Source organism: Burkholderia sp. AU28863 (assembly GCF_002223195.1).
Taxonomy (GTDB): domain Bacteria; phylum Pseudomonadota; class Gammaproteobacteria; order Burkholderiales; family Burkholderiaceae; genus Burkholderia; species Burkholderia sola.
In genome coordinates, this window is sequence record NZ_NKFE01000008.1 from 180058 (window position 1) to 200984 (window position 20927).

At 70.4% G+C, this 20927-nt stretch carries 16 protein-coding genes; 4 read left to right on the plus strand and 12 right to left on the minus strand.

The genetic code is table 11. From position 1 onward, the window contains the following. The first annotated feature begins 366 nt into the window (after window positions 1–366). The 3 genes from CFB81_RS30585 (at window position 367) to CFB81_RS30595 (ending at window position 6021) form a co-directional block, all read left to right on the plus strand. Window positions 367–3279, plus strand: coding sequence for a winged helix-turn-helix domain-containing protein (locus CFB81_RS30585; RefSeq protein WP_089437656.1), 2913 nt, complete (start codon window positions 367–369; stop codon window positions 3277–3279). 87 nt (window positions 3280–3366) lie between these two features. Then, complete coding sequence (locus tag CFB81_RS30590; RefSeq protein ID WP_089438136.1) at window positions 3367–5265, plus strand: amidohydrolase; 1899 nt, start codon at window positions 3367–3369, stop codon at window positions 5263–5265. Between the two features lie 81 nt (window positions 5266–5346). Next, entirely contained in the window at window positions 5347–6021 is a 675-nt protein-coding gene (locus CFB81_RS30595; protein WP_089437657.1) for a phosphohydrolase, read from the plus strand. A 94-nt stretch (window positions 6022–6115) separates the two neighbouring features. Here the strand turns inward: CFB81_RS30595 and CFB81_RS30600 are convergent, their stop codons facing one another. The 12 genes from CFB81_RS30600 to CFB81_RS30655 all read right to left on the minus strand — a co-directional run bounded on the left by CFB81_RS30600 (window position 6116) and on the right by CFB81_RS30655 (window position 19415). Further along, on the minus strand, window positions 6116–7228 hold the full coding sequence (locus CFB81_RS30600; protein WP_089437658.1) for an alkene reductase: 1113 nt from the start codon (window positions 7226–7228) through the stop codon (window positions 6116–6118). A 78-nt stretch (window positions 7229–7306) separates the two neighbouring features. Next, window positions 7307–8524 (minus strand): MFS transporter, encoded by a 1218-nt coding sequence (locus CFB81_RS30605; RefSeq protein WP_069619196.1) that lies wholly within the window; start codon window positions 8522–8524, stop codon window positions 7307–7309. Window positions 8525–8705: 181 nt separating this feature from the next. Beyond that, complete coding sequence (locus tag CFB81_RS30610; protein ID WP_089437659.1) at window positions 8706–9623, minus strand: LysR family transcriptional regulator; 918 nt, start codon at window positions 9621–9623, stop codon at window positions 8706–8708. 103 nt (window positions 9624–9726) lie between these two features. Beyond that, window positions 9727–11988, minus strand: a complete 2262-nt coding sequence (locus CFB81_RS30615; protein ID WP_069619194.1) for a molybdopterin cofactor-binding domain-containing protein — start codon at window positions 11986–11988, stop codon at window positions 9727–9729. Further along, window positions 11988–12488 (minus strand): (2Fe-2S)-binding protein, encoded by a 501-nt coding sequence (locus CFB81_RS30620; RefSeq protein ID WP_069619193.1) that lies wholly within the window; start codon window positions 12486–12488, stop codon window positions 11988–11990. Before CFB81_RS30620 ends, CFB81_RS30615 begins: the two co-directional genes overlap by 1 nt. Further along, window positions 12485–13765, minus strand: coding sequence for a cytochrome c (locus tag CFB81_RS30625; RefSeq protein WP_089437660.1), 1281 nt, complete (start codon window positions 13763–13765; stop codon window positions 12485–12487). The genes CFB81_RS30620 and CFB81_RS30625 overlap by 4 nt, the downstream gene beginning before the upstream one ends. Window positions 13766–14039: 274 nt before the next feature. Further along, entirely contained in the window at window positions 14040–15170 is a 1131-nt protein-coding gene (locus CFB81_RS30630) for an amidohydrolase family protein (RefSeq protein ID WP_069619191.1), read from the minus strand. Then, the gene (locus CFB81_RS30635; protein ID WP_089437661.1) at window positions 15167–16852 is read right to left on the minus strand and encodes a cation acetate symporter; all 1686 of its coding nucleotides are present in this window, start codon (window positions 16850–16852) and stop codon (window positions 15167–15169) included. Before CFB81_RS30635 ends, CFB81_RS30630 begins: the two co-directional genes overlap by 4 nt. After that, entirely contained in the window at window positions 16849–17208 is a 360-nt protein-coding gene (locus CFB81_RS30640) for a DUF485 domain-containing protein (protein WP_069619189.1), read from the minus strand. Before CFB81_RS30640 ends, CFB81_RS30635 begins: the two co-directional genes overlap by 4 nt. A 73-nt stretch (window positions 17209–17281) precedes the next feature. Further along, a complete protein-coding gene (locus CFB81_RS30645) occupies window positions 17282–18505 on the minus strand; it encodes an FAD binding domain-containing protein (RefSeq protein WP_069619188.1) in 1224 nt (407 codons plus the stop codon). Window position 18506: 1 nt separating this feature from the next. Further along, entirely contained in the window at window positions 18507–18986 is a 480-nt protein-coding gene (locus tag CFB81_RS30650; protein WP_069619187.1) for a VOC family protein, read from the minus strand. Between the two features lie 156 nt (window positions 18987–19142). Then, entirely contained in the window at window positions 19143–19415 is a 273-nt protein-coding gene (locus tag CFB81_RS30655) for a UBP-type zinc finger domain-containing protein (RefSeq protein WP_069619186.1), read from the minus strand. A 220-nt stretch (window positions 19416–19635) separates the two neighbouring features. Between CFB81_RS30655 and CFB81_RS30660 the strand changes: the two genes are divergently transcribed. Further along, window positions 19636–20907 carry an NAD(P)/FAD-dependent oxidoreductase gene (locus CFB81_RS30660; RefSeq protein WP_089437662.1) on the plus strand — a complete coding sequence of 424 codons (1272 nt, stop codon included), beginning with the start codon at window positions 19636–19638 and terminating at the stop codon, window positions 20905–20907. The last annotated feature ends 20 nt before the right edge of the window (window positions 20908–20927 follow it).

The following is a 20927-nucleotide window of genomic DNA, read 5'->3' on the forward strand; positions in this document are numbered from 1 at the left end:
ACGAGTCCAGTTTAGATGCGCACGCGAACGTTCAAAATGAATTTGCATAAACGTCCGCCGGCCATCCTGACAAATTGCTTTCAATGCGTGTGCGCGGCGAGTGCGCCACCCGGCTCGACGCCTGCGCGAGCGGCCCGGCAGAGTATAGCGCCCGACTTTTACACGCAAGTGATCGTGCCGGTCGCGCTCCACCGAAATCCGCGGCCAGAGCGCATTTTCATTCAAGATTTCCGGCGACCACCCGTCTACACTCGGTCCGGAATTCGACACTTTCCGTCCGGTGCAACGGCGCGCCGGACGCGGACTTCCTGCCGGGTGAACTGCCGCGTTCATCGGGCAGCCATCCCGAGGGACCCGGAGGCGGCCATGATCCAGATCGGAACTTTGTCTGTGGATTTCGAGCAACGCGACATTCGCCGGCACGGCGCGTCGCTGCGCATCGGCGCGCGCGCGCTCGACATTCTCGAAGTCCTGCACCGCGCGAGCGGTTCGGTCGTGTCGAAAGACGACATCATGGACGCGGTCTGGCCGGGCCTGATCGTCGAGGAGAACCGGCTTCAGGTGCATGTGGCGACGCTGCGCAAGGCGCTCGGCGCGAGCCGCGATCTGATCAAGACGGTGCCCGGGCGCGGCTACCTGCTGGTGGCGAGCGCGTCGTCCGGCCCGGACCTCGTGCCCGTGGTCGACGCGCCGGCCGTCGCGACGCCGCCGGCCGTCGTCGCGTTGCCCGATGCGCCCGCGTCGCCGCTGCTCGCGCCGCTGGTCGGGCGCGACGCCGAACTCGCGCAGATCGTCGACATGCTCGAACGCACGCCGGTCGTCACGCTCGTCGGCGCGGGCGGCATCGGCAAGACGAGTCTTGCCGTGCGCGTCGCGCACGGCGTGCGCAGCCGCTCGCGCGAGCGCGTGCTGTTCGTGGAACTGGCGCGTGCGTCGACGCGCGACGACATGCTGATCGCGCTTGCCGCCGAGCTCGGTCTCGACACGCACGGCGTGCCCGCGCTCGACCGCATCGGCGACGCGTTCGCGACGTCGCCCTGCCTGCTGGTGCTCGACAACGCGGAGCACATCGTCGACCTGGTGGCGAGCCTCGTCGAAACGCTGACGTCGAGCGCCGGCTTGCTGCGCGTGCTCGTGACGAGCCGCGAGCCGCTGCACATCTCGGCCGAAGCGGTGCTGCGGATGAGCCCGCTCGCGGTGCCGGACGGCGACGCGTCCGCCGACGAAATCGTCCGCTGTTCGGCCGTCGCGCTGTTCCTGGAACGCGTGCGCGCGGCCGCGCCGGATTGCACGGTCGACGAAGCCGGCGTGCGGCTGATCGGCGACATCTGCCGGCGCCTCGATGGGCTGCCGCTCGCGATCGAACTGGCCGCGGCGCGCGTGGCGACGCTCGGGCTCGCGGTGGTCGCGTCGCGTCTCGACGACCGGCTGAACCTGCTGACGGGCGGGCTGCGTTCGGCGCTGCCGCGTCATCAGACGCTGCGCGCGACGTTCGACTGGAGCTACGTGCTGCTCGATCGGGCCGCGCGCGCGCTGTTTCGCCGGATGGGGTGCTTCATCGGGCCGTTTTCGTTCGATGCCGCGTACGCGGTCGCCACCGAGCCCGGCACGTCGGCCGCGGACATGATCGCGGTGCTCGGCGAGCTGGTGGCGAAATCGCTGGTGACCGTCGAGTTCCATGGCGCGTATGCGCGCTATCGGCTGACCGAATCGACGCGCGCGTATGCGGTCGAAAAACTGCACAACGAAGGCGAGTTCGAGCGCATCGTCGCGCGCCATGCGGAGTACGAGCGCGCGCGCGCGCCCGTGCGGCTCGTGGCGCCCGCCGACGTGCCGCTTGCCGATGCGCCCGCGCCGGCCGTGGACGAACCGGCGGACGCCGCCGAGGCCGCCGGCGTGCCCGAGCCCGACCGGCTGGCGCGCGCGCTGCTGGAGCCGTCGCGGATGCGCGCGTGCACGGCGCGCGCGAGAGAGGTGCTCGACGAACTCGACACGGGCGCGGCGGACCCGGTCGACGCCGCGCGCGAGATGCGGCTGCGGGCGGCCTGCGCGTCGGCGCTGCTGCATACCGACGGCGACGCGCTGGCCGCCGCCGCGATGTGGGACCGCACGCTCGGTCTCGCCGCGCACGTCGGCGACGATGCGTTCGACGCGCGTGCGCTGGTCGGGCTGTGGAACACGATGCTGACGCTGTCGGACATTCACGAATCGCTGCGCTACGCGACGCGCTTCGAGCGGGCGGCCGAGCGGCGCGGCGACCGGTCGCAGCGGTTGCTGGCGAACACGATGGTCGCGACGTCGCTGCATTACTTCGGCGAGCATGCGCAGGCGCGCGAGCGGCTGGAAGCGGCGACGGCCGAGCTCGCCGACGCGGGCGAATCGCCGTGCGCGCAGGCCGCGCTGGGCGTCGACATGGCGACGCTGGGCCGCACGATGCTGATCCGTCTTCTGTGGATGCAAGGCGAGCCCGAGCATGCGATGCGCGTCGCCGCGCAGGCGGTCGAGTGCGCGCGCCGCGGCCCGTCGCCACTCGCGCTGTGCATCGTGCTCGGCGCGGCCGCCGTGCCGATCGCGCTGCGCTACGGCGATCACGACATCACCTCCGACTATCTCGCGACGCTGCGCGGGACCGCGGACGCGCACGGGTTCGACATCTGGCGCAGTCACGCCGAATGCCTGACCGGTCAGTTCGACATCCAGTCCGGCCATCCCGGCGCCGGCCTCGCCCGGCTCGAACCCGCGCTGCGACGCGTCGAGGCGAGCGGATTCCGGCGCGTGCTCGCGCCGTTGACCGTCGCATATGCGGAGGGCCTCGTGCGGACCGGCCGCGCGGATGAAGCGTGCACCCGGCTCGATGCGACGCTCGCGCGGTGCCGCGCGCACGGCGAGCACCTGTTCGTCCCCGAACTGCTGCGCGTGAGAGGTGTCGCGATGCTCGAGCAGGCGCGCACCGTCGGCGCGGATCTCGCCGTCGCGTACGAGGCGGACGGGCATCGTCATCTGCAGATGGCGATCCAGACCGCGAACGCGCAGGGCGCCGCGATGTGGGCGCTGCGCGGCTCGCTCGATCTCGCCGATCACCTGATCGAGCGCGGGCACACCGCGCAGGCGTCGGCGCTCGTCGCCGGGGTCGCGCGGCATTTCGATCCGCATTCGCGCGCTCACGACGTGCGCCGCTTGCTGCGCGTGCAGAACTTCGTTCGTCCGGATGCGCCGCTCGCGCCGTCCCTGACGCGCGCGCGACGCGATGCCGCCGACGCGGCCCAACAGGCGGCATAACGATGCGCGAAACCGGTACGGCAGTGCGGTCGCGTGATTGCAGCATGCGTGCCGACGCGCGCGCGGGCGCGCACGGGAGGCCCGACGGTGCTTAGAGCGACGGAACCCGCGCGTTCGGCGGACCTCGTCGTGTTCAACGGCAAGATCGCGACCCAGGACGAACAGCGCTCGTTCGTCCGCGCGCTCGCCGTGAAGGACGGGACCATCGTCGCGACCGGCGACGATCGCGACGTGCTGCGCCATGCGCACGACGACACGACCCGAATCGATCTGAACGGCCGTACCGTGATTCCGGGCCTGATCGATGCGCACCTGCAGGCGATCCGCGGCGGCATGAACTTCAACCTCGAGGTGCGCTGGGACGGCGTGCCGTCGCTGGCCGACGCGCTCGAGCTGCTGGGCCGGCAGGTACGCCGCACCCCCGCGCCGCAATGGGCGCGCGTGGCGGGCGGCTGGACCGCGCTGCAGTTCGCGGAAAAGCGCGGCCCGACGGCGGCCGAGCTCAACGCGATTGCCCCCGACACGCCGGTGTTCATCCAGCATCTGGCCGACAGTGCGTGGCTGAATGCAGCCGCGCTGCGCGCGCTCGGCTACGGGCGCGACACGCCCGATCCGCCCGGCGGCGAACTGCGGCGCGACCGCCACGGGCGGCCGACCGGGCTGCTGCTCGCGCGCCCGGACCCGGCGGTGCTCGGCGCGGCGCTGGCCCGCGCGCCCGTGCTCGATGCGGACGACCGCGTCAACTCGACGCGGCAGTTCATGCGCGCGCTGAACCGCGTCGGCGTGACGAGCGCGATCGACGCCGGTGGCGACGGCCTCGCATATCCGGACGACTATGCGGCGGTCGCGACGCTCGCGCGGCGCGGCGAATTGACGACGCGCATCGCCTATGCGCTGGGCGCGCGGCACGCCGGCCGGGAGCTCGACGACTTCGCGAAATGGATCGCGCTGACGGCGCCCGGCCGCGGCGACGCGTTCCTGCGCGCGAGCGGCGCGGGCGAGCGGCTGCTGTTCTCGGCCGTCGATCTCGGGAATTTTCTCGATCCGCGCGTCGACCTGCCCGCGTCGGTCGACGCGGAGCTGGCGGCCATCGTCCGGCTGCTCGTGCGTCACCGCTGGCCGTTCCGGCTGCATGCGACCTACGACGAATCGATCGGCCGCTTCCTCGACGTGTTCGAAGCGGTCGATCGCGACACGCCGTTCGACGGGCTGCGCTGGAGCTTCGATCGCTGCGAGACGATTTCGGATGCCAATATCGCGCGTGTTGCGGCGCTGGGCGGCGGCATCACCGTGCAGCCGCGCATGGCGTTCCAGGGCGAAGCGTTCATCGCGCGCCATGGCGCGGCGGCGGCCACGCGCGCGCCGCCGATCCGCGCGATGCTCGCGGCCGGGCTGCCGGTCGGTGCGGGCTCCGGCGCGACGGGCGCGGCGAGCTACAACCCGTTCGTCGCGCTGTACTGGATGGTGTCGGGGCGCAGCGTCGGCGGCACCGCGCTGTATCCCGCGCGCAACCGGCTCGGCCGGATGGAGGCGCTGCGCCGCTACACGGTCGGCAGCGCGTGGTTCTCCGCGGACGAGCATTGCAAGGGCGCGCTGGTGCCCGGCCGGTACGCCGACTTCGCGGTGCTGAGTGACGACTACTTCACGGTCGACGCGCGGCGTATCCCGGCGTTGTCGTCGGTGCTGACGGTCGTCGACGGCAAGGTCGTGCACGCGGAACAGGAATTCTCGCCGCTGGCGCCGCCGCCGCCGCCCGTCAGCCCCGCATGGTCGCCGGTCGCAGCAGGCGGCGTCGCCGATGCGGCGGACGCCGGCGGGCGCGCCGCGCCGCACGCATCGGCGGCGGGCGACGCTTGCGCGGCTTCCGGCATCGACGTGTGCCGGGCGCACAGTCACGGGCGCCGCTTCGCGCGGTCGCGCTATCCGACGGCAAGTGCGGCCGCCGAACGCTGCGAAGCCTTCGGCGGCTGCTGCGTCGCGTTTTGAGCGGCGCGTGCCGGCGCGCGCCGCACGTCGCCGTGCATGGAACGATTTTCCGCCCCGGGCACGGGGCATGAAGGAGACAGGATGAATGCTGCGCACCCGCGCGCATCGGCCACCGGCGACGAAGTGGCCGGCGTTCGCATTCCGCGCACGCCCGTTGCGGCCGAGGCAGCCGACGCGGCCCGCGCGTCGTTGCCCGCCGCGCTCGTCGATCACGCGTCGCGCGTGTTCGTGTTCGCGTCGCTCGCCGCGCGGCGTGCGTGCGACGCGTGCGACGCCGATGCGCTGTACGTCGCCGCGATGTACGCGAACATGGGGCTGAGCCCGGCGTACGGCCGTTCGACCGAACGCTACGAGCTCGACGGCGCGGATGCCGCGCGTGCGTTGCTGTTGCGGCACCGCCGGTCGCAGCGCATGCGCGACGACGTATGGCATGCGATCGCGCTGCATACGACGCCGGGTGTGGCCGTCCGCGCGTCGCCGCTCGCGCGCGCGTTGGCGTGCGCGATGTCGACGGACCTGATGGCGACCGACTTCGACGCCTATACCGCCGACGAGCGCACGGCGCTCCTCGCGGCTTACCCGCGCGGCAGCGGTTTTCCCGAAGCGTTTCTCGACCTGGTCGCGCGCGGCGTCGCGCACCGGCCGCAGTCGACGTTCGGCACGTGGAGCGCCGACGTGCTCGAACGCGTCGATCCGGATTTTCATCGGCCGAATTTCTGCGGGCGCGTGCTGGGCGCACGGTGGAACGACACGTGACGGCGCCGGTCCGGCGTGCGGCAGTCGCACGCTCGACCGGCCGCGGCGCGCGGCCGCGCCCGGGATGCCGCACCTGGCGCGCCGCCCGTGCGGATCACGCGTGCGAGGGCGCCGCGTCGTACCGCGCATAGTCGACATAGCCGGCGCGGTCGCCGCCGTACCAGCCGGCGGCCTTCGGTTCCGCGAGCGGTGCGCGGGCCGCGATGCGCTCCACGAGATCCGGGTTCGCGATATACGCACGCGCAAACGCGACGAGATCGGCGTCGCCCGCGTCGATCAGCGCGTTCGCCGCGTCCGGCGAAATGCCGCCGTTGACGATCAGCGTGCCGTGGAACGACCGGCGCGCGTGCTCGACGATGCGCGGCAGATCCGGCTCGCCGCTCCAGCCGTTGGTGTCGGCCGCGTGCAGATACGCGACGCCTGCCGTGTCCAGCATCCGGCCGACGTACGCGAGCGTCGCGTCCGGATCGGCGTCGCGCACGTTGTTGTATTTCGCATACGGCGAGATGCGCACGCCGACGCGGCTCAATGGCATCACGCCGCCGACCGCGTCGACGATCTCCTCGAGAAAGCGCGCGCGGTTCGCGACCGATCCGCCGTAGCGATCGTCGCGGCGATTCAGCGTCGACGACAGGAACTGGTGCGGCAGGTAGCCGTTGGCCGCATGGATCTCGACGCCGTCGAAGCCCGCGGCCATCGCGCGCGCGGCGGCCTGCCGGAATTCGTCGACGGCCGCGACGACTTCATCGGTCGTCATCGCGCGCGACGGCGTCGCATGAATCTTCGTGTAGTAGCCGTTCTGCAACTGCGCCCAGACCTGCAACTGTTCGAGGTCGTCGTTCACGCCGGACGGCGACAGCGGCGCGGCGCCGCCGAGCAGCGTCAGCGAGCTGACGCGGCCGCCGTGCCACAGCTGCGCGAAGATGCGTCCGCCGTTCGCATGGACGGCATCGGTGACGGTTTTCCACGCGGCGGCCTGCGCATCGTCGACGAGACCGGGCGTCAGCTCGAATGCGGCGGACGCCCGACTGACGTTGGTGGCCTCGGTCACGATCAGGCCGGCCGACGCGCGTTGCGCGTAGTACTCGGCCATCAGTTCGGTGGGCAGGCCGCGCGACGGCGCGCGCGAGCGCGTCATCGGCCCCATCACGACGCGGTTCGGCAGCGCGAGGCCGCGCAGATCGTAGGCACTGAGCAGGGAAGACATGATGGACTCCTGTGGTTCGACGGGGAGCGGGGCGGCTTCGCGCCCCGCGAACGGATCGATTCGACGTGTGACGAGGGTTCAACCTGCGGCGTGACGTTGCGCGTGCGGCCGGCCGACGAGCAGGTAGTGGGCGAGCGCGACGATCGGGAACGCGCCGGCCACCGCGGCGACGAGCGGCCAGCCGCCGTGTTCGTACAGCGGGCTCGCGAGCGCGGAGCCGACGGCGCCGCCGACGAAGATGCTCGTCATGTAGAGCGCATTGAGCCGGTTGCGGCTCGCCGCATGCAGCGCGTAGATCTCGCGCTGGCCGAGCACCATGTTCATCTGCACCGCGAAGTCGAGCACGATACCGGTGACGACGAGCCCGTACAGGCCGGCGCCGTGCACGAACCCGACCGCATACGCGAGCGCGCCGGCGACGAGCGCGATCAGCGTCGCGCGCACCGTATGGCCGGCATCCGCGAGGCGCCCGGCCACCGGCGCCGACGTCGCGCCGATCGCGCCGACCAGCGCGAACAGGCCGATCGCCGATTGCGACAACCCGTAGTGACGCGTCAGTTCGACGGGCACGGCGGTCCAGAACAGGCTGAACGACGCGAACATCAGGCCCTGGTAGAACGCGCGATGGCGCAGGACCGGCATCGTGCGAACGAGGTGCAGCAGCGAGCCGATCAGTTCGAAATAGGTCGCGCGGTGATCGGGCTGGCGCGACGGAATCGTCAGCGCGAGCACGGCCGTGACGAGCGTCATCAGCACGGCGGCGGCCGCGAACACGAAGCGCCAGCCGAACGCGTCGGCCACGACGCTCGACAGCGGCCGCGCGAGCAGGATGCCGAGCAGCAACCCGCTCATGATCGTGCCGACGACGCGTCCGCGCGAATGGTCGGGCGCGAGGTGCGCGGCGAGCGGCACGAGGATCTGCACGGCCACCGAGCTGAACCCGATCAGCAGTGAAATCGCGAGAAAGAGGCCGGGCGTGCGCACGAACGCCGCCGCCGCGAGGCTCGCGATCGACACGACGGCCGTCACGATCATCAGCTTGCGGTTTTCGAGCAGGTCGCCGAGCGGCACGATGAAGAACAGCCCGAGCGCGTAGCCGATCTGCGTCAGCGACACGATCAGGCTCGCCGTGTTGCCGGACATGTGCAGGCCCGGCGCGATGAGCTCGGTGATCGGCTGCGCGTAGTACAGGTTCGCGACGATCGCGCCGCAGCTGAAGGCGAACAGGAGAATCAGCCCCTGCGTGAGTTTGGCGCCGTGCGCGGGGGGCGCGAGCGGTGTTGAATTCGTTGACATGATCGACTCCTGGAAAAGAGAAGGGCCGGACACCGAAGCGTCGCGCCGGCATCGAAGTCGCTCGGCCGCGCTACGGTGTATCGCATTGCCGTTCATACTATTGATCAATCGATAAAACCGGAAGCGAGGCGCCGCGCAATCGAGTGTTGCGCGGCACGCAAAGGTGCCGCGCGGCGCCGGTTCAGCCGCGTTTGCCCTGCAGCGTCGGAATCTGCTCGAACAGGCCCGCGAGCCAGTCGACGAACACCTTCAGCTTGACCGGTATGTGGCGATTGGGCGGATACAGCACCGAAATCGGCTTGGGCGGCGCGTTGAAATCGGTCAGGACTTCGCGCAGCCGGCCCGATTTCAGGTAAGGCTCGATGAGGTACAGCGACGTCTTGATCAGGCCGATGCCGGCGACGCCGCATTCGATGTAGTTGTCCGCGTCGTTGACGGCCACCGTGCCGCACATCTGCACGATGCGCGGCTCGCCGTCGACGACGTAGTCCCACGGGCGCGGTCGCCCGGTGTCGGCCGAGATGTGACTGACCGCCACGTGCTGCGTGAGATCGTCGACGGTCTCCGGCTCGCCGCACCGCGCGAAATACGCGGGCGAGCCGCACGTGCAGGTGGTCAGGCTGCCGATCCGCCGCGCGATCATCCCCGAATCGTCGAGCGCGCCGATGCGCACCACGCAGTCGACCCCTTCGCCGACGAGGTCGATCTGCCGGTCGGTCACGCCGAGTTCGATCATGATGTCCGGATGGGCGTCGAGAAACGCCGGCAGCGCGGGCACGACGACCTGCTTCGCCATCGCGGGCGGCAGGTTCACCTTCAGCCGGCCGCGCGGCACGTTGCGGGCCTGCGACACCGACGCCTCCATGTCGTCGATCTCGCGCAGCACGGCGACGGCGCGTTCGTAATACGCCTGGCCGTCCTCGGTCAGCGAGATGCGGCGCGTGGTGCGGTTCAGCAGCCGGCAGCCGAGATGCTGCTCGAGGGCGCTCAGCAGCGCGGACACGCGCGGCGTGGTGAGGCCGGTCGTGTCGGACGCGCGCGTGAAGCTGCCGGTTTCGACGATGCGCGTGAACACGCGCATCGAAAGCAAGGTATCCATCGTCGGAAGCTCTCCAGCCTGTCGGCATGCGGCGCCGGTGCGTGCCGGCGCCGTCTTGTCGGGTATCGGATAGGGCGTGTCGCGTAGCGGGTGCGACCGACCGCTAGGCGTCGATGCGCTTTCTCAGCGAATCACCGGCAAACGGCATTTCGCGCATGCGCTGGCCGGTCGCGTCGAAGATCGCGTTGGCCAGCGCGCCGGCGGTCGGCCCCATCGACGCCTCGGCCGCGCCGAGAAACGGCGCGCCGGGGCGATTGACCAGATGGACCTTCACGTTCTGCGGCGCGGCCGAGAAGCGCAGGATCGGGTAGCTGCTCCAGTCGAAGCTGCGAATCCGTTCCGTGTCGTACTTCAGCGCCTCGTACAGCGTCCAGCTCGCGGCCTGCACGATGCCGCCCTCGATCTGGTTGCGGATGCCGTCCGGCGACACGATCTGCCCCGCGTCGACGGCGGCTTCCGCGTGTTCGAGCGTCACCTGGCCGGTTTCCGGCACGACCGACACCTCGACCGCGATCGCGACGTAAGCCATCAGGTTCTTGTACTTGCCGAACGCGAAGCCGACGCCGCGGTTGCGCGCGCGCGGCGGCCGCGGCCAGCCGAAGTGCTTCGCGGCGAGCTGGATCACCTGCCGCGCGCGATGGTCTTCCATGTGACGCAGCCGGAATTCGACCGGATCGACGCCGGCCGCGTGCGCGAGCTCGTCCATGAAGCTTTCGATCGCCCAGACGTTCGTGTGCGCGCCGAGCGAGCGCATCGCGGAGGTCTGCAGCGGCATCGTCGGCGAGAAGTTGTTGACGATGTGCTGGTTCGGCAGCGCATACAGCGGAATCGCGTTGCGGTCGCCACCGCCCTCCGGTTGCAGCATCGGCGTCGACGGCGCGGGCACGAACGGCGGCTCCAGCATCCGCGCGGGCAGCAGCCGGCCGGCGTTGACGATCCGCTCGTTGTGCGAGCTGCTCCACAGCGCATAGTTCCAGTCGACGATGCGGCCGCTCGCGTCGAGCGATGCGCTGACCTCCGTCACCATCGCGGGCGTGAAGTGATCCCACGTGTGTTCCTGTTCGCGCATCCATTGCACGCGAATCGGCTTGCCCGGCATCGCGGCGGCGATCAGCGCCGCATGCGCGGCCACGTCGTCCGCACCGTTGTGCCCGTAGCAGCCGGACCCTTCGGTGTGAATGCAGCGCACGTTCGCCTTCGGCATCGACAGCATCTCCGCGAGCGCGTCGCGCAGCGGATAGACGCCCTGCGAGTGGGTCCACACCGTCATCATCCCGTTCTCGAGATGCGCGACCGAACACGACGGCCCGATCGACCCGTGCAGCAGGTAGTTCTTCAGGAACGTCGCGTTCAGCGTCTTCACGGCCGGCGCGGTGGCCGCGTGCGTGTTCGCGATCTCGATGCGCTGCGTCGAGATCCGCTTCAGGTCCGCATGCACGGTGCTGCGCTCGGGCAGCTTGCGGCCCGGCGACCACTGGCAGCCGGCGGCGAGCGCGCGCTGCGCGACCACCGCCTGCCATTCGCCCTGCGCGACCACCGCGAGCATGCTGCCGTTGCGCACGATCCGCACGACGCCGGGCAGCTTCAGGATCGCGGCTTCGTCGAACGACAGCAGCTTCGCGTCGTATACCGGCGGCATCACGACGCGCGCATGCAGCATGCCGGGCAGCTGCATGTCCTGCACGTAGCTGACGCCGCCCGTGACCTTGTTCGGGATGTCGACGCGCGGCAGCGACGTGCCGATCACCGCGAACGTCGCCGGGTTCTTCAGCGGTGACGTGGGCGTCGCGTTGCGGTGCAGGTCGACCGTGCGGATCGCATCGCCGTAGGTCATCGTGCGGCCGTCGGGCGCCGTGATCACCGCGTCGGCGGTCGTCAGCACGCGCGGATCGACGCCGAAGCGTTTCGCCGCGCCTTCCACCAGCAGCGCGCGCACCTGCGCGGTCGCGTTCAGCAGCGCGGAGCCGCTGTCGGCCATCGTGTGACTGCCGGCGGTCAGCCCTTCGTCCGGCGACGCACCGGTGTCGGCGGTCAGGAACGTGATCAGCGACGGCTTCATGTCGAGTTCCTCGGCGGCCACCTGCAGCAGCGCGGTGCGCACGCCGGTGCCGAGCTCGACCTTGCCGGTAAATACGGTGACCTTGCCGTCGGGCGCGATCTTGACCCATGCATCGAGCAGCGGATTGGTCTTCAGGCTGCCGGCGAGCGCCTGCGTGGCCTTCGCCACGTGCACGGCCGCGCCTTCGTCGGCGATCACCATCTGCGCGGCCGCGCGCGACGCAGGCGCGAGACTGAACGCGACGAACAGCGCGCCGGAGACGATGAAGTGCCGGCGGCCTTCGTCGATGTCGTCGTGGGAATTCATTACAGCCCCTTGCTGATCGTGACGGGAGCGGAAGCCGGTTCGGGGGCCGGCAGCCCCGCGACCGAGCGCACCGCCGCGAGAATCCGCATGTGCGTGCCGCAGCGGCACAGATTCGGTTCCATGTGCGTGCGCAGTTCCTGTTCGGTCGGCTTCGGATTGCGTTCGAGCAGCGCCTGCGCGCGCATGATCATCCCGGCGATGCAGTAGCCGCACTGCGCGGCCTGATGCTCGACGAACGCGCGCTGCAGCGGCCCCGGATGCTCGGCGGTGCCGAGGCTTTCGATGGTGCGCACGCTGCGCGAGCCGACCGCGGCCACCGGCATCAGGCACGAGAAGGTCGGCTTGCCGTCGACGATCACGGTGCAGGCGCCGCATTGGCCGAGGCCGCAGCCGAACTTCGCGCCGTGCAGGTGCAGGTCGTTGCGCAGCGCGTACAGCAGCGGCGTGGACGGATCGATGTCCAGCGTGTGCCGCACGCCGTTGACGGTGAGGGTAATCATCGTGCGGTGTCCTCTTTTCTGAGCTTCGCGGCCATCGCGTCGACGCCCGCCCACGCGGGACGATCGGTATAGGTCTCGCGCACGTACGCGGCGAGATCGGCGATCTGCGCGTCGTCGTACTGGTCGATGAACGACGGCATGTAGTTCAGCGTGTCCTCGCCGTGCCAGCCGATCCCGTTGAACATCATCTGGATCGCGTTGCGCGGCGTATCGGCGTTGACTGCCGTGCTGAACGACAGCGTCGGCCGCTCGCCGATCGACTGCATCGGCGCGGCCGGCCCGTGGCACTGCGCGCACGATGCCTGGAACAGCGTTGCGCCGCGCCGCGCGGCCGGCGTCGTCGCGGCGCGTTGGAGCGGATTCGCGGCCGCACGCGCGGTCGCCGGCTTCTGGATCGACAGGATGTACGCGGCGATCGCCTCGACGTCCTCCACCGGCACCGTCGCAAGGTCGCGCGTGACGGGCAGCATCGGCCCGGCCGCCGCGCCGTGCTCGCTCGCGCGGCCGGTGCGCAGGTAGGTGACGAGTTGCGCCTGCGTCCACGGCCGCGCGGCCTGGCCGAGCGCATTGAGCGGCGGCGCTTCCCAGCCGTCGACGATGCCGCCGTCGAACGCGCGGCCGCGCTGCTCGCCGCCGATCGCGTTCAGCGGCGAATGGCACGACGCGCAGTGGCCGAGCCCGTCGACGAGCATCCTGCCGCGGTTCCATTGCGCGGACTGCGAGGGGTCGGGCTGATACGCGCCTTCGCGCAGGAACAGCACGTTCCAGAACGCGACCAGCGGCCGGAAGTTCAGCGGAAAGATCAGGTCGTTGGCGGGCGCCGTCGCATGTACCGGCTCACGCGTCATCAGGTACGCATAAGCGGCGGCGATGTCGTCGTCCGACATCCGCGTGAAATGAATGTACGGAAACGCCGGGTAGAGCGGCTGGCCGTTGCGTCCGATGCCGGTGCGCAACGCACGGGCGAATGCGTCGCGCGACCAGCGGCCGATCCCCGTTTCGGCGTCCGGCGTGATGTTGGTCGCGTAGATCGTGCCGAACGGCGTCGCGAGCGGCAAGCCGCCCGCGAACGGCTTGCCGTCCTTCGCGGTGTGGCACACGATGCAGTCGCCGAGCGCGACGACGCGCGCGCCGGCGCGCACCAGTTGCGGATCGAACGAAGCAGGGGCGGGCGGATCGATCGGCGCGATCGACGGCCGCACCATGATGCCGATCGCGACCGCGATGCCCGCGACCGCGATGCCGGCCGCGCCGAACCAGAGTCGTTTGTGCTTCATGCGCGCTCCGCGCGAAGCGGTGCGCCGCACGTCGTGCGCGGCGCGCCCGCGGCGTCGTGCGTCGGCCGGCCGGGCCGCGAACGCGTGGCGGCGCGGCGGTGATTGGCAACTGGATTCACGTTGTCACTCCATCAATCGAAAAGGCGCGCAGGCGCTGGCCTGCGCGGTCGCTCTTGCAGCGAGTCTACGCAGACGCCCGCGTCATTTCCTGAAGCCGGGCTGAAACGTTCTGAACGGGGTCCGGCCCGGTTCGGCGGCGCCCGGCACGCCCGCGCTAGATCCGCAGTAGCCGGCCCGCATTGCCGCCGAGCACCAGCGCGCGCTGGTCGTCGGGCAGGTCCAGCCGGTCGAGAAAACGCACCGGTTGCGCGTAGCCCATGTCGAAGCAATAGTCGCTGCCGAGCACCAGCCGGTCGATGCCGACGTTCTCGATCAGAAAGTTCAGCACCGGCCCCGAGTGGGACACCGTGTCGTAGCTGAAGCGCCGCAGATAGCGGCTCGGCTGTTGCGCGAGCCGGCGCGTTTCCGGCCGGACGCTCCACCCGGCGTCGAGCCGGCCGACGAGGATCGGCAGTGCGCCGCCCGCATGCGGCAGCGTGACGTGCAGCGCCGGATGGCGGTCGAGCACGCCGCCGAGTATCAGGTGCGAAGCGGCGATTGCCGTATCGAACGGATTGCCGAGCAGGTTGCTCAGGTAGAAATCGCCGAGGCGCGCGCCGCCGACGGTTTGCTGCGGGTGCAGGAACACCGGCAGCCCGAGCTGCTCGATGCGCGCGAATACCGGCGCGAACCGCGGATCGTCGAGGTCGCGGTTGTCGATGTTCGTGCCCATGTACACGCCGCGCACGCCAGGCAGCGACGACGCGCGCTCGAGCTCGTCGATCGCATCGGTCGCGTCGAGCATCGGCAGCGTCGCGAGGACGACGAAGCGCGCCGGATGCCGCTGGTGCACGCGCGACGCGGCGGTGTTCCATGTGCGCGCCAGTTTCGCGTTGAACGGCCGGTCGCCCCAGTACGCCATCGGCACGCTCAGCGACAGCGCCTGCACGTCGACGCCCGACGCGTCCATGTCCTTGAGCCGCGCGTCGACGTCGATGAATTTCATCGGCAGCGGCCCGAGGCCGCCGGCTGGCGTGCGGAACGTGAACGTCGTGTCGTCGCACGCGAATGCGCCGCCGAACCGCTTGCCTTCGCCGCCGACGAGGTCGCAGAAGCTTTCCGGGTAATAGTGCGCGTGGATGTCGATCGCGCGCGGCCGCCGGGCCGGCAGCGTGGCTGCCGCGGACGACGCGGGCGCCGGTTGCGCCGCCGCGGCCGGGCGTCCGGCAAGGGCCGCGACGGCAAGCGCGGCGAATGTGCCGAGCATGCGGCGCCGGCCGGTGGGCAGACAGCAGGGGCAGGTCATCGGATCGTCTCCAGGTCGTGATTGTCGTGTTGTGGCGCGCCGCGGCGCGGCTGGGCGCCGAGTTCGCATGCGACGAGCTGCGCGTCGAACCGCGCGCGTTCGCGTCGCGCGCGGGCCGAGCCGTCGGTGGCCGACACCGCGACGATCGCGACGAACGCGGCGGCCATCGAGAACAGCGCCGGATATTCGTACGGGTAGGGCGCGTGCGCGTGGCCGAGCACCTGGACCCAGACGGTCGGGCTCAGCACGGTGAGCGTGACCGCCGTGACGAGCCCGATCGTGCCGCCGATCACCGCGCCGCGCGTGGTCAGGCCGCGCCAGTAGATCGAGAGCAGCAGCACCGGAAAATTCGAGCTGGCGGCGATCGAGAACGTGAGGCTGACGATGAACGCGATGTTCTGCTTCTCGAATGCGATGCCCAGCACGATCGCGAGCACGCCGAGCACCAGCGTCGTCGCGCGTGCGACGCGCATTTCTTCGCGGTCGGTCGCCTGGCCGCGGCGCAGCACGTTCGCATAGAGGTCGTGCGAGATCGCCGACGAGCCGGCGAGCGTCAGCCCGGCGACCACGGCGAGAATCGTCGAGAACGCGACCGCGCAGATGAAACCGAGGAAAAAGTTGCCGCCGACCGCATGCGCGAGATGGATCGCCACCATGTTCGCGCCGCCGGCCACCGCGCCGGACGCATCGTGATACCGCGGGTCCGCCGCGACGAGCGCGATCGTGCCGAAGCCGATCACGATGATCAATGCATAGCCGGCCCCGACGATGCCGGTTGCATGGAGGATGCTCTTGCGCGCCGCGCCGACGTCGCCGACCGTGAAGAAGCGCATCAGGATGTGCGGCAGGCCGGCCGTGCCGAAGATGAGCGCGAGGCCGAGCGACACCGCGGACACCGGGTCGGACACGAGGCCGCCCGGCCGCATGATGGCCGCGTGCTTCGGATGGACGCGCAGCGCCTGCGCGAACAGCGCGTCGAGGCTGAAGCCGAAGCGGCTCAGCACCATGAATGCCATGAAGGCCGCGCCGGCGAGCAGCAGCACGGCCTTGACGATCTGGATCCACGTGGTGGCGAGCATGCCGCCGAAGAACACGTAGACGACCATCAGCACGCCGACGATCGCCACCGCGGCCGTGTAGTCGAGCCCGAACAGCAGCTCGACGAGCTTGCCGGCGCCGACCATCTGGGACACGAGATACAGCAGGACGATGACGATCGAGCTCGACGCGGCGAACGCGCGGATCGGCCGTGGCTGCAGCCGGTACGACACGACGTCGGCGAGCGTGTACTTGCCGAGGTTGCGCAACGGCTCCGCGATCAGGAACAGGATGATCGGCCAGCTCGCGAGAAAGCCGACCGAATAGATCAGCCCGTCGTAACCGCTCGTGAACACGAGCGCGGAGATGCCGAGCAGCGATGCGGCCGACATGTAGTCGCCGGCGATCGCCCAGCCGTTCTGCAGCGCGGTGATGCGGCCGCCGGCCGCGTAATGATCGGCGACGCTGCGGTTCTGGCGGGCGGCCCAGCGCGTGATGACGAGCGTCGACGCGACGAACAGCACGAACATGCCGATGGCGACCGGATTGTGCGGGTGCGCGAGCGGGGCGGAGCCCGCCGCGAACGCCGGCGCCGCGGCTGCGCTCGCAGTTGCAGCGAGGAGGATGGCGAAGGTGCGTTTCATTGGGCGCCTCCGTCGCGGATCGACGCGACGAGCGCGTCGTGCACCGCATTCGCACGCCGCACGTACAGCGCGACGAGCGCGAACGTCGCGACGAACATGCCGAAGCCGACCGGGATGCCCCACGTGGTCGGGCGGCCCGGCACGATCGGCCGGCCGAGCCATGCCGGCGAGAACGCCAGCGACAGGATGAACGCGAAGTAAAGCGCGAGCATGACGGCGGTCAGCGACCACGCGAAGCGCCTCCTTCGCGTGACGAGATGGCGGAAGCGGGCATCGCGCAGCAGCGGATGCGTGGCCGCGGCGGGCACGTCCTGATCGGGTGCGGGGCCGGCGGCAGCCGGAATCGAGCGGTTCACGGTGTCTCCTTGTCGGTATGGGGCGGGGCGCGATGCGGCGGACGCGAGATGTCGTGCATGCGCCCGCCGGTGGTCAGAACCGCGGCGGCACGGCCGTTTCGCGCATCACGACTTCCGCGGTGCGGTAGCGCTCGGCCATCTCGCGTTCGGTGTCGTTCTTCAGTTGCGCCTGCATGTATGCGCCGAGATGGCGCGCGTGTTCCACGATCGCGGCGCCGAACGCCGTGCGCGTTTCGCTGTACGCGTGCAGTGCGTCCAGCGGATCGGCATGCGCGGCCAGCGCGCCGACCAGCGCAAGCGCATCGCCCGCGGCCTTCGTGACGCCCATCCCGCAGTGCGGCCGCGCGACGAATGCCGCATCGCCGAGCAGCGCGATGCGGCCGAACGCCATGCGCCGCACCTCGAGGTCGTAGATCGGCTGGAACAGCGGCTGTGCGGCACGCGACACGACTTCCGCGAACTGCGGCGCGAGCAATGCATGCGCGGCGTCTTCCATGTCGGCGAGCACGTCGCGGCGGATCAGCGTCGGCGGAATGCCGGTCGCCCACAGCTTGCCCGTCGCGTCGGTGAGCAGGTTCGGCAGGTCGGTGTCCTCGCGGGTCGCGCGATACCACACGAAGTTGTAGCGGCGCTCGCCGGGCCGCGTGCTGTTGTGCTGGCCGGCGACCGGGTAGCCGAGGATCTGCTCGCGCGGCGGCAGGCCGAACGCGAACTTGTCGAACAGCGCCGCGTGCGTGCGCCCGGACAGTTCGCGCTCGTCGACGAGGCCGCGCCACGCGACGTAGCCCGCGTACTGCAGGCGCGCGTCCGGCAGGAATCGTTCACGGATCGCCGAACGGAAGCCGTCGGCCGCGACGACGAGGTCGGCATGCACGACCGACCCGTCGGCCAGCGTGAGGGTGGCGTGCTCGGGCCCGTCCGCGACGTCGGCGACGACGGCCCCCGCGTGATGGTGCTGGTCGGGCAGCGCGGCGCGCAGGACGTGGTACATCTTGCTCCATGCGGTCAGCGTCTGCGGCAGTTGCCGCTCGGATGCGAGCGAGCCGTCCCGCGCGAGCGTGACGCGCGATTCGACGTTCACGCCGATCGATGCGTCGATGCGCACGCCGGCCGCGCGCAGCACGTCGAACAGCTCCGGATGCGTGACGATGCCGGCGCCGCGGCCGGACAGCGCGTCGGGCACGCGTTCGAACACGTCCACGTCCCAGCCGTTGCGCAGCAACAGGTTCGCGGCGAACAGCCCGCCCAGCGAGCCGCCGACGATGGCGGCCTTGCGATGCGTCGAATGGGTGCGCATGTCAGTCTCCACGGGTAGCGGCGGCCGCTGCGGCGCCGCGCATGTCGAGGCCGGCGACTTCGGCGGCCGGGTAGTTCAGTTCGATCGTCACACCGGACGGATCCTCGATGAAGACCTGATGCAATCCGAGGCTCGGCACGGTGCGGTCGCGCCATGCGACGTGCTCGGCACGCAGCGTGCGCCACATCGCCTCGACGCCGGTCGCGACGAACGCGATGTGGTCGACGGTGCCGGTGCCCGCGGCCGGCACGGGCTTGTCGCCGAGATACGCGGCGAGCCCGTTCGGGTTGGCCGGATCGATGCCGATCAGGTGGACCGTGCCGTAATCGGCTTCGTCGTCACCGAGGTAGAGCCACGCGCCCGGAAAGTCGAACGGCGGGCGGTAGCCGCGTCTGAAGCCGAGCACGCGTTCGTAGAAGCGGCACGATGCGTCGAGATCGGGCGTGCGGATCGAGTAATGCGCGAGTCGGGATACGGGCATGACGAACCTCTTGTTTATCGAAGGATAAGTTATCGTTCGATAAATTCTAGGCCGAAAACGGCGTAGCGCAAAGCCGTGATCGAGTCGTGTTAACCCTTGGCCCGGAATCGGGGGCGAATCGGGGATGAACGGGCGCCGATGGCGCCGCGTGTCCCGTTACGACGGAACTTCGCCGGCGACGACTTCGTCCGCGTAGCACCAGATCCAGCGCTCGCCGGGCTCGATCGAGCGGACGAGCCGGTGGCCGGTTTCGTGGAAATGCCGGCTCGCGTGGCGATTCGGCGACGAGTCGCAGCAGCCGACGTGCCCGCAGATCAGGCACATCCGCAAATGCACCCAGCGGCTGCCCGATCGGATGCATGCCTCACAGTAGTCCTTGTCGGTGTCGAACACGCGTGCTTCGTCGAGATGCGTACAGGCGTTGGCCATCTTGCGCTCCGGTGCCGGCGCGGGAGCGACGTTTGCGGCACGGCCGGCGCGAAGCCGCAAGCGGGAGGGGTACGCGGCATTGTGCAGCGTCGCGTCGCGGCCGCACCTTAATTGTCATGAAGCGGCCCGCGCGGCGCGCGGCGGCGGCGTACAGTCGCGGATGCGTCCGGCGGGGCACCGGCCGGACCGCATTCGACATCGACATCATCGGGAGGCGCTCATGGATCAACCGCAACACCTGCGGATCGTCGGCCTGCCGCACAGCAGGGATGCGTACGCGATTCGCGATTTCCTGCAGCGGCGCATGATTGCGTACGACTGGTGCGAGCTGACATCCGACGCGGACTGCGCGCAGGTGCTCGGCATCGCGCCGCTGCGCGACATCCGGCTGCCGGTCGTGATCTTTCCGGACGGCTCGCGCCTGTACCAGCCGACCCTGGCCGAGATCGCCGCGCGGCTCGGCTGGATCGCGCGCCCGCGCTTCGTCGAATACGACGTGTCGATCTACGGCGCGGGGCCGGCCGGGCTGTCGGCGGCGGTCTACGCGGCGTCCGAGGGGCTGCGTGCGGTCGTGATCGAGCGCGGCGCGATAGGCGGGCAGGCCGGCACGAGTTCGCTGATCGAGAACTACATGGGCTTTCCCGACGGCATCCCGGGTGCGGAGCTCGCGGAACGCGCGCGCGAGCAGGCGGTGAAGTTCGGCGTCGAGCTGCTGACGATGCGCGAGGGCGTGCATGCGACGTTCGTCGACGGCAAGATCCGCGTCGAGCTCGCCGACGGGTCGATCCTGGTCGCGCGCGCGAACATCTGCGCGACCGGCATCGAATATCGCAGCCTCGGGCTGCCGGAGGAGCCGGCGTTTCTCAATGCGGGGCTGTTCTACGGCGCCGGGTCGAGCGAAGCGCCGATGTGCGCGGGCGAGCAGGTGTTCATCGTCGGCGGCGGCAATTCGGCCGGCCAGGCCGCGATGAATTTCGCGCGGCATGCGCGTCAGGTGACGATGCTCGTGCGCGGTGCGTCGCTTGCCGACACGCTGTCGCGCTACCTGATCGACCGGATCGAGCGGACGCCGAACATCGAGGTGCGCTACCGGTCGAGCGTCGCCGCGCTGCACGGCGACGGCTGGCTCGACGCGATCGAGCTTCGCTCGGCGGACGGCACGCTCGAACGGCTGCCGGCCACGCGCCTGTTCGTGTGCATCGGCGGCGCGCCGAATACCGAGTGGGCGAAGGACACCGACATCATCCGCAATCCGGACGGTTATCTCGTGACCGGCGGCGACCTGTACGACTGTCCGGCGTTCGAGCGCGTATGGCCGCTCGAACGCCGGCCGTACCATCTGGAAACCAGCGTGCCGGGATCGTTCGCGGCCGGCGACGTGCGATCGGGATCGGTCAAGCGCGTCGCGTCGGCGGTCGGCGAAGGCGCGATGGCCGTGACCTTCGTGCACCGGTTTCTCGGCGAGGATGCCCATCGGCTCGCGGGCGCGTGACGCGCTCGCGGGCCGTTCGA

What these genes read in the sequence shown, in the direction of transcription:
- CFB81_RS30585 (WP_089437656.1), top strand. Translation starts at nt 367, where the DNA reads ATGATCCAGATCGGAACTTTGTCTGTGGATTTCGAGCAACGCGACATT.
- CFB81_RS30595 (WP_089437657.1), top strand. Translation starts at nt 5,347, where the DNA reads ATGAATGCTGCGCACCCGCGCGCATCGGCCACCGGCGACGAAGTGGCC.
- CFB81_RS30600 (WP_089437658.1), bottom strand. Translation starts at nt 7,228, where the DNA reads ATGTCTTCCCTGCTCAGTGCCTACGATCTGCGCGGCCTCGCGCTGCCG.
- CFB81_RS30605 (WP_069619196.1), bottom strand. Translation starts at nt 8,524, where the DNA reads ATGTCAACGAATTCAACACCGCTCGCGCCCCCCGCGCACGGCGCCAAA.
- CFB81_RS30610 (WP_089437659.1), bottom strand. Translation starts at nt 9,623, where the DNA reads ATGGATACCTTGCTTTCGATGCGCGTGTTCACGCGCATCGTCGAAACC.
- CFB81_RS30615 (WP_069619194.1), bottom strand. Translation starts at nt 11,988, where the DNA reads ATGAATTCCCACGACGACATCGACGAAGGCCGCCGGCACTTCATCGTC.
- CFB81_RS30620 (WP_069619193.1), bottom strand. Translation starts at nt 12,488, where the DNA reads ATGATTACCCTCACCGTCAACGGCGTGCGGCACACGCTGGACATCGAT.
- CFB81_RS30625 (WP_089437660.1), bottom strand. Translation starts at nt 13,765, where the DNA reads ATGAAGCACAAACGACTCTGGTTCGGCGCGGCCGGCATCGCGGTCGCG.
- CFB81_RS30630 (WP_069619191.1), bottom strand. Translation starts at nt 15,170, where the DNA reads ATGACCTGCCCCTGCTGTCTGCCCACCGGCCGGCGCCGCATGCTCGGC.
- CFB81_RS30635 (WP_089437661.1), bottom strand. Translation starts at nt 16,852, where the DNA reads ATGAAACGCACCTTCGCCATCCTCCTCGCTGCAACTGCGAGCGCAGCC.
- CFB81_RS30645 (WP_069619188.1), bottom strand. Translation starts at nt 18,505, where the DNA reads ATGCGCACCCATTCGACGCATCGCAAGGCCGCCATCGTCGGCGGCTCG.
- CFB81_RS30650 (WP_069619187.1), bottom strand. Translation starts at nt 18,986, where the DNA reads ATGCCCGTATCCCGACTCGCGCATTACTCGATCCGCACGCCCGATCTC.
- CFB81_RS30655 (WP_069619186.1), bottom strand. Translation starts at nt 19,415, where the DNA reads ATGGCCAACGCCTGTACGCATCTCGACGAAGCACGCGTGTTCGACACC.
- CFB81_RS30660 (WP_089437662.1), top strand. Translation starts at nt 19,636, where the DNA reads ATGGATCAACCGCAACACCTGCGGATCGTCGGCCTGCCGCACAGCAGG.